Origin of the sequence: Paenibacillus sanfengchensis (assembly GCF_036864765.1) — a bacterium.
GTDB lineage: Bacteria > Bacillota > Bacilli > Paenibacillales > Paenibacillaceae > Fontibacillus > Fontibacillus sanfengchensis.
Genome location: NZ_JBAGJC010000015.1, coordinates 103,026 through 110,727 on the forward strand (window position 1 = coordinate 103,026; position 7,702 = coordinate 110,727).

General features: G+C 53.8%; 6 protein-coding genes, 10 tRNA genes and 2 rRNA genes. All 18 read right to left on the reverse strand.

All coding sequences use genetic code 11. From position 1 onward, the window contains the following. Window positions 1-9: 9 nt before the first annotated feature. Entirely contained in the window at window positions 10-1,038 is a 1,029-nt protein-coding gene (queA, locus tag V4U84_RS22775; RefSeq protein WP_334075666.1) for a tRNA preQ1(34) S-adenosylmethionine ribosyltransferase-isomerase QueA, read from the reverse strand. Window positions 1,039-1,047: 9 nt separating this feature from the next. Then, window positions 1,048-3,144, reverse strand: coding sequence for a SpoIID/LytB domain-containing protein (locus V4U84_RS22780; RefSeq protein WP_334075667.1), 2,097 nt, complete (start codon window positions 3,142-3,144; stop codon window positions 1,048-1,050). A 59-nt stretch (window positions 3,145-3,203) separates the two neighbouring features. Further along, complete coding sequence (ruvB, locus tag V4U84_RS22785) at window positions 3,204-4,211, reverse strand: Holliday junction branch migration DNA helicase RuvB (RefSeq protein WP_334075668.1); 1,008 nt, start codon at window positions 4,209-4,211, stop codon at window positions 3,204-3,206. 30 nt (window positions 4,212-4,241) lie between these two features. Continuing rightward, complete coding sequence (gene ruvA, locus V4U84_RS22790) at window positions 4,242-4,859, reverse strand: Holliday junction branch migration protein RuvA (RefSeq protein ID WP_334078037.1); 618 nt, start codon at window positions 4,857-4,859, stop codon at window positions 4,242-4,244. Next, entirely contained in the window at window positions 4,856-5,359 is a 504-nt protein-coding gene (gene ruvC / locus V4U84_RS22795; protein WP_334075670.1) for a crossover junction endodeoxyribonuclease RuvC, read from the reverse strand. The genes ruvA and ruvC overlap by 4 nt, the downstream gene beginning before the upstream one ends. 239 nt (window positions 5,360-5,598) lie before the next feature. Then, window positions 5,599-6,288 (reverse strand): BofC C-terminal domain-containing protein, encoded by a 690-nt coding sequence (locus V4U84_RS22800; protein ID WP_334075671.1) that lies wholly within the window; start codon window positions 6,286-6,288, stop codon window positions 5,599-5,601. Window positions 6,289-6,424: 136 nt separating this feature from the next. After that, window positions 6,425-6,498: transfer RNA gene (locus tag V4U84_RS22805), tRNA-Pro, on the reverse strand. A 5-nt stretch (window positions 6,499-6,503) separates the two neighbouring features. Continuing rightward, window positions 6,504-6,583, reverse strand: a tRNA-Leu gene (locus V4U84_RS22810). Between the two features lie 12 nt (window positions 6,584-6,595). Then, a tRNA-Arg gene (locus V4U84_RS22815) sits at window positions 6,596-6,672 on the reverse strand. Between the two features lie 6 nt (window positions 6,673-6,678). Next, window positions 6,679-6,753 (reverse strand) — tRNA-Gly (locus tag V4U84_RS22820). Window positions 6,754-6,771: 18 nt separating this feature from the next. Further along, window positions 6,772-6,847: transfer RNA gene (locus tag V4U84_RS22825), tRNA-Lys, on the reverse strand. Window positions 6,848-6,873: 26 nt separating this feature from the next. After that, window positions 6,874-6,950 (reverse strand) — tRNA-Asp (locus V4U84_RS22830). A 31-nt stretch (window positions 6,951-6,981) separates the two neighbouring features. Further along, a tRNA-Met gene (locus V4U84_RS22835) sits at window positions 6,982-7,055 on the reverse strand. A gap of 19 nt (window positions 7,056-7,074) precedes the next feature. After that, window positions 7,075-7,150 (reverse strand) — tRNA-Val (locus V4U84_RS22840). A 31-nt stretch (window positions 7,151-7,181) separates the two neighbouring features. Beyond that, window positions 7,182-7,256 (reverse strand) — tRNA-Glu (locus tag V4U84_RS22845). Window positions 7,257-7,262: 6 nt separating this feature from the next. Beyond that, window positions 7,263-7,338, reverse strand: a tRNA-Asn gene (locus V4U84_RS22850). 9 nt (window positions 7,339-7,347) lie between these two features. Further along, window positions 7,348-7,464, reverse strand: a 5S ribosomal RNA gene (gene rrf / locus V4U84_RS22855). A gap of 114 nt (window positions 7,465-7,578) precedes the next feature. Beyond that, window positions 7,579-7,702, reverse strand: a 23S ribosomal RNA gene (locus tag V4U84_RS22860); the annotation flags it as partial.

A 7,702-nucleotide genomic window follows, 5' to 3' on the forward strand; every position in this document is an offset into this window, starting at 1 on the left:
CTATAGCTTTTAGTAAATAAACATGGCGTCCCCAAAACTGAAGAACCGGTATCGATGCTCAACCGCTTCCCGGTAAGCCTTCAAGATTGTCTCCCGGCCCGCCAAGGCGCTGACCAGCATAACCAGCGTTGACTTCGGGAGGTGAAAATTGGTGATGAGCGCATCCACCAGCCCGAATTGATAACCGGGATAGATAAAGATTCCGGTCCAACCGCTGCTTTGAACCACCGGACCATTCCCGCATTTCTGCGCCACCGTTTCCAGCGTCCGCGCGGATGTCGTTCCTACGGCGATAATCCGGCCGCCTCTCGCCTTCGTCTCGTTCAACAAATCCGCGGTTTCTTGCGGCAGAACATAATATTCCTCATGCATTACATGATCCTCAACGCGATCGACCGACATCGGGCGGAACGTTCCAAGCCCGACATGCAGCGTCACAAAAGCAATATCGATCCTTTTTTTTCGAATCTCATCCAGCAGGTCTTCCGTAAAATGAAGTCCGGCCGTCGGAGCGGCCGCCGAGCCTTCATGCTTCGAGTAAACCGTCTGATATCTTTCCCGGTCATCCAGCTTCTCCTTGATATAAGGCGGGAGGGGCATTTGCCCCAAGCGGTCGAGAATTTCGTGAAAAATCCCTTGATAGGAAAAACGAAGCACACGACCGCCCATTTCACCTTCCTGTTCAATCGTCGCCTTCAGCTCTTCGCCGAACACGATGACCGCTCCGGTTTTTAATTTTTTACCGGGCTTGACCAAGGCCTCCCAGCGATCTTCTCCCAAATTTTTCAGCAGGAGAACTTCCGCTTTGGCCCCGGTATCCTCCTTGACCCCGAATAGTCGGGCGGGAATTACGCGAGTATCATTCAAGACCAAGGTATCGCCCGGCTGCAAATAATCCACGATGTCCGAAAACGTATGATGCTGTATGCTTCCGTCTTGTTTATTCAAGGCCAGCAGCCGGGAAGCGGTACGATCCGCAAGCGGCGTCTGGGCAATCAGTTCTTCCGGAAGCTCAAAATCGTACAGGTCTACATTCATAATTAGCCTTCATTCCTTGACAATAGTCACATTTTGATAGTAGTGTTGCAAGATTTTCCGATAATCATACCCGGCGTCGGCCATTCCTTTGGCTCCCCATTGGGATAATCCCAGACCATGGCCGTTTCCTTTACCTATAAACAAAAACGCCTGGGTATCGTCCACGACACGAGCCGCGCCGCTACTGTCCATAACAACGAGGTTTCCGCCGGACAAGTTCTTGGTACCGGAAGCCGTCATGACTTGAACGCCCTCAGATGCCTTTTTGCTGGCGACAACACCATCCGCACCTTGTAAAGTATAACGTCCGGTAGGCACAATATCAAACAGGGTACTCGGTAAGCCGTTCAAAGCCGAACGCAAGGCGTCGGGATATTTGACATCCACAATTTGGCCGTTGGCTTTGACCTGGGTAACCCGACCGGACGGCCCTCTTTGAGTGACCTCAAGACTGTTGATGGGCGAAGGTACCGGGGTGCTCGTTTTGCCTTTCAACGATTTCTCCAATTGCGCCGAACTGAAGGGACCCCGAATCCAGGCATAGGCGTTTGATTCAACCTGTTCACCGAGGACGATCGCCTGGTCGCCCAGATTGATTTTGGCGACGGGGTCCACTCCCGATTGAATCAATGGCAGCGGTCTGACCATGACCGAATTCGACTTGGCGGTCAGTTTCTTTAATCCGGCGGCGGTTGAGCCGCCTGTTAATTCCGCTTGGTCTTGCCGAATATAGCCTGTCTTACCGCTCGATAAAAGGACGTAATACCAGGATTTCAAACCGGCCTGCGCCGCCTGATCCTCCTCGCTCGGCACGTAGGAAAATACCGGATCAAGGCTGTTCCAGACCTCCGAGGAATCCGCTACGGCCCCGCCGCTGTTGGAGGAGAAAATCCCCTCGATGACTTTGCCGTTTACCGTGAGAACCTCACCCGCCGTGCTGTCTACAGCCTGTTTCACGCTCTTTACTTCCTTCTCCGCTCCGTTATAAACCTGGCTTAAGGTCGTGTCAACCAATCCGGCCACTTTGAATCTATTGGCTGAGGCGTTGAACAGCGCGTAACTTCGGGCGGCCACCGCCTGCGCCTTCAGGGATTCCTGGGGCCAGGAAGAAGGAACCTCGGCAGCTACGACGGAATATAAATATTGCTCTAGCGGGACTTCATTAACCAAGGCCAATTGACCGTTATAGCGGCTAATTTCAAAGTCGCCGCGATATTTGCGGTTGGATCGTTCTGCCACCTGGATCAAGGAATCTTCATCGTCCCCAATCCGCAGTGCTGCCTCACTTCCGCTAAGTTCAAAGTGATCTACTGAAGAAGGCGCTGCCAAGTTGAGCGTAACGTCGCTGTGAATAAGCAGCGCGGGCTGACTCGTGTTTGCCGTAGTCCAGGATAGCTGGGGCGCCGTTTGGTTCAGTTGCCCTTTCAACGCCGCAAGATCTGCCTCATTCGCCGCGCCCCCTGCCCATACGCTGTATTGCTGCGGTCCGGTAAGCACCACGAACGCTTCTCCGTTCGGCACATCCAGGGAAGCGCGCACCACTTCCGCTTCGACCTTACTGTCAAAGCTCCCGGCGGAAGCATAATGGACGCCCCGCACGGACGGCTGTTGGCCTTTTAGCGAGGCGGAAAGTGCGGAAGCGGTGCGATCCGCGGCTTTCCGGGCTTCCGCCTCGCTTGCGTAAGGGCCGGTATATATGAGATAGCGGGTGCCTCCGTCTTGTTTCTGTTCAAACGCCACCGGTTTATCGGCGGTTGCCTGCAGCTTCTTTACCGCCGCCGCTACCGTGTTCCAGTCCGTGCTTTCCATGACCTTTACCTTATAGCCGGAAACGCTGAAACGGGCGGATTCTCCGGCCGACAGCCGGACCCAATTGTCCCCTCCCGTCTGCAGACCGGCTCCCCAAGCCGAATCAGCTTTCAAGGTCACCGCCGGAACGGTGGACTTAAAGGTGCCTCCGAAATCCAGAAACATGGCTACCCTTACATTAGCGCTTGTCCCGCGATCGGCCGAAACGGGAAGCTGAAGGGCTCCAGCCAGCAAAAGTCCGGCCAGAAGAGCTTTTCCCCATAGTCTTGGGGAAATCCCCGGCGTCTTGTTCTTCATGTCGCGACTCCTCCTCATGTTGCTGTTGCAGTCCTATTACAGGGTGGCCAGGCGACCCTTTACTTCGGCGGTTCCGGCAGAGGAAGCCCCAAGTGGGCATAAGCCGCCGGTGTTACCACCCGGCCGCGCGGTGTCCGCTGCAAATAACCGATCTGCAGCAGATACGGTTCGTAAACATCCTCGATCGTCTGGCTCTCTTCCCCGATGGTCGCTGCAATCGTGTCCAGGCCGACCGGTCCGCCGCGAAAACTCATGATCATGGCGCGCAGCATCTTATGGTCAATCAGATCCAAGCCCATCGGATCTACCTGCAGCATCTCCAAAGCCTCTTTAGCAATTTCCGGCGTAATCATGCCGTCTCCGCGAACCTGGGCGTAGTCCCTTACCCGCTTTAGCAGACGATTGGCAATCCGCGGTGTCCCCCGCGAGCGAAGCGCGATTTCGTCGGAGGCATTTCCCAGGATCGGGATGCCCAGAATGTCGGCGCCCCGGGACACAATGAAGCTGAGCTCGTCGCGGGTATAGAACTCCAGCCGGCTCACTACGCCAAACCGGTCGCGCAGCGGCGCGGACAATAAACCGGCGCGCGTTGTGGCGCCTACCAGGGTAAAAGGCGGCAGGTCCAACCGGACAGAACGCGCGCTCGGCCCTTTGCCGATCATTATATCCAGCGCAAAATCCTCCATCGCCGGATATAACACTTCCTCCACGGTCCGGTGCAGTCGGTGGATTTCGTCGATAAACAGGACATCGCCTTCCTGTAAATTCGTTAACAAAGCCGCCAGATCGCCGGGGCGCTCGATCGCCGGCCCCGAAGTCGTCCGCAGATTGACCCCCAGTTCATTGGCGATAATATTCGCGAGCGTCGTTTTTCCCAGCCCCGGCGGTCCGTAAAGAAGTACATGATCCAGAGCTTCCTTGCGCATTTTGGCCGCTTCTATATAAATTTTAAGATTTTCCTTGATCCGTTCCTGGCCGATATATTCCGCCAAATAGCGGGGACGAAGGCTTAGCTCCACGGCTTGGTCTTCCATCATCAGATTTGCCGAAATGATTCGGTCTTCCATTTTTCAGCACCTCTTTCCTTCAGCCTATGATCAACCCGCGTACAGCAGCTTGAGGGCCTTTTTCATTACCGAATCGACAGCTTCATCCACATGCACCTGATCCTTTAAGGTGTTCCACACGCGGTCCAGTTCGGCATCGGTATATCCGAGCGCTTTTAGCCCTTCCCGGGCTTCCGGCCAGCCGGGCACACCGTCCACCGACACGACCGCGGCCGGAACCGGATCGAACAGCGAGGCGGTTCCGCCCATGCCATCCAGCTTGTCCTTGAGGTCCAGGATCATCCGCTGGGCCGTCTTTTTGCCAATACCCGGCAGCTTCGTCAAAAATGAAATATTCTCCTGATGAATCGCGGCGACCACGGTATCCGGATTGCCTCCGCTTAAAATTCCCAATGCCACTTTGGGGCCGATCCCCGACACTTCGATCAGTTTGCGGAACAGCCGCTGTTCCTCCCTGGACGGGAAGCCGAACAGTAAAATGGCATCTTCTCTGACGTGATGATGCGTATACACGGTAGTGATCTCCTGATTTTTGGCGGCAAAGGCATAGGGATTCGGACAGAAGACCCGGTACCCTACCCCTTGTACGTCCAGTACGATATATTCACTTTCAAAATGGGCGACCTGGCCCCGCAAAAAATCAATCATGACCGCAATACCTCATTTAGTTTGGAATTTAAAGTGCAGGAATGTGCGTGGCAGATCGCCACAGCGAGCGCATCGGCTACATCATCCGGTTTGGGAATCGCCTGGAGCTTCAAAAACATCCTCGTCATCTCCTGGACTTGCCGTTTTTCGGCCTTTCCGTACCCGACGATAGCCTGCTTGACTTGCATCGGCGTATATTCCGAGACCGGCAACTCTTTTTGCACCGCAGCCAGCACCATCACTCCCCGGGCCTGTCCCACCGACATCGCCGTTGTCACATTCCGATTAAAAAACAGCTTCTCCAAAGCAACCGCATCCGGCTTATACTTGTCGATCAGTTGTACCATTCCCTCATAGACATGAAGCAGCCGCTCTTCCTCCGGCGTATGGGCCTCCGTCTGAATACAACCGTATTGAACGGGTACCAGCTTACTCCCCTGCTTATCGATAAAACCGAAACCGACAATTGCGATTCCGGGGTCGATTCCCAATATTCGCAAAATCCAATCTCTCCCTAGCCTGCTCAAGTCAAGTCTCCGATCCGGCTGTTTGCACCAGCCCCTCGGGATATGTCCGGTAAAGCGAACATATGTATTCACTTCATTATAACAAAAGTTTGAAGGGGTTGAGGAAAAACTTTAATATAAATTCGAAGGCCCTTCGCTAACAAAAAAGAGACGTTGCCTCGCAACGTCCCTGGACTCTTCTCTATTTTAAATACGGGCGGCGGCCCTATTCCTTATTCTTCATCGGTTGGCTTCATGGCTCCTTCGGATGCCTCTACCGCATAGTCGCTAAAGGTGGATAATACACTGTTGTATTCTTCAATATCCCGGATGCGAATACCGTTTTGCAATTGCTCCAATACTTCGGTAGGCAGAGCGCTCTCCATGGTTTCTACGTCCAACTGAAAAAAGGTTCGGATCACCTTTTCCTGTTTGGGCGGTCCTTCAAAAAGGCTCAGATATCCCTTCTTATCAATGCCTACATAACCGTCGCGCTCACATATTTCCGACATGCCCTGCACCTGCTCATCAAACCAAACATCGCCGCCGGCGGCAAGACGCCCGCTCCATTCCGGGTGCTGCTTGGCCAATGCCTCAATCTCCTCGGGACGCATTAACCCCAGAACCGAACTTTCTTGTCCGCAGGTATAGTTCTTGTTCAGATGTACAATCCGGAGATGCTTCGTCCTCCGTAAGTCTTCGAGCCAACCTTCAGCTTCTTCCGAGGTATCGGGGGCAACCCAATTGCCGAGGGCTTCCAGGGCCAGCGGTTCTTCGGTCATCAGGCTTTCCATTTGTTTGGAGAGCGGCAAACCGAGCCAAGCCATAAAGGCAACGATACCGCACGCACAGATGGTAAAAACCTTACGTCTCCATGCTCTCCAACATTTCCCGAGCCACTTTAAAGGATGAAATTTATTCACGAGGATCCCCTTCTATCGGAGTTTTATTGTATATTCTGACCTCGTGTTTCTAGAAATATACAATGCCTTTAGCACCCCGGTTCACATTTCCAATTCCAATAAAAAAAACAGCCATCCGTAAGATGACTGTTTTGGATCGGGACGACACGATTCGAACATGCGACCCCCTGGTCCCAAACCAGGTGCTCTACCAAGCTGAGCTACGTCCCGATAAATGCCGGTGAAGGGACTCGAACCCCCACGGTTTCCCTCACGATTTTGAGTCGCGCGCGTCTGCCAATTCCGCCACACCGGCCTATAAAAAGAATGGCGCGCCCTAAGAGATTCGAACTCCTGACCTTTTGATTCGTAGTCAAACGCTCTATCCAGCTGAGCTAAGGGCGCGCATTATGGAGCGGACGACGGGAATCGAACCCGCGACCCTCGCCTTGGCAAGGCGATGCTCTACCGCTGAGCCACGTCCGCAAAAAAAGAAAATAAAACTGGTGAGCCATGAAGGACTCGAACCTTCGACACCCTGATTAAAAGTCAGGTGCTCTACCAACTGAGCTAATGGCTCGCGTAAGCGAAATCTTAAGATGTAAATGGCGGAGCCGACGGGATTCGAACCCGCGGTCTCCTGCGTGACAGGCAGGCATGTTAGGCCTCTACACCACGGCTCCACACTAGTTAAGCATCCCATTGAAGGGATAATTGCGGGGGCAGGATTTGAACCTGCGGCCTTCGGGTTATGAGCCCGACGAGCTACCGGGCTGCTCCACCCCGCGTCAGTAAAAGAAAATCATATGGTGGAGGCTGAGGGGATCGAACCCCCGACCCTCTGCTTGTAAGGCAGATGCTCTCCCAGCTGAGCTAAGCCTCCGTGCTACTGGGATAAAAACAAAGTAGAGAAATGGTGACCCGTAGGGGATTCGAACCCCTGTTACCTCCGTGAAAGGGAGGTGTCTTAACCCCTTGACCAACGGGCCATGAAATGGCTCCCCGAACAGGACTCGAACCTGTGACAACTCGATTAACAGTCGAGTGCTCTACCAACTGAGCTATCAGGGAATAAAGTTCGCTTGGCGGCGTCCTAGTCTCCCAGGACCCTTCGGTCCAAGTACCATCGGCGCTGGAGGGCTTAACGGTCGTGTTCGGGATGGGTACGCGTGGAACCCCTCCGCCATCGCCACCAAACGTGTTCAGATGTTTGATCACCTGAAAACTGGATACGAAACGTGCTTTGCGTTTTAGTCTCCTCAAGTGCTCAGATCGGCTTGTTCAGCCTGACGCCACTTTTTGGAGTTGTTTTTGGATAAGCCCTCGACCGATTAGTACCTGTCAGCTCCATGCATTGCTGCACTTCCACCCCAGGCCTATCAACCTCGTCGTCTTCAAGGGGTCTTACTAATTGGGAAATCTCATCTTGAGGGGG

Coding starts and splice junctions, on each gene's coding strand:
- queA (WP_334075666.1), bottom strand. CDS start 1,038: ATGAATGTAGACCTGTACGATTTTGAGCTTCCGGAAGAACTGATTGCC.
- ruvB (WP_334075668.1), bottom strand. CDS start 4,211: ATGGAAGACCGAATCATTTCGGCAAATCTGATGATGGAAGACCAAGCC.
- ruvA (WP_334078037.1), bottom strand. CDS start 4,859: ATGATTGATTTTTTGCGGGGCCAGGTCGCCCATTTTGAAAGTGAATAT.
- V4U84_RS22780 (WP_334075667.1), bottom strand. CDS start 3,144: ATGAAGAACAAGACGCCGGGGATTTCCCCAAGACTATGGGGAAAAGCT.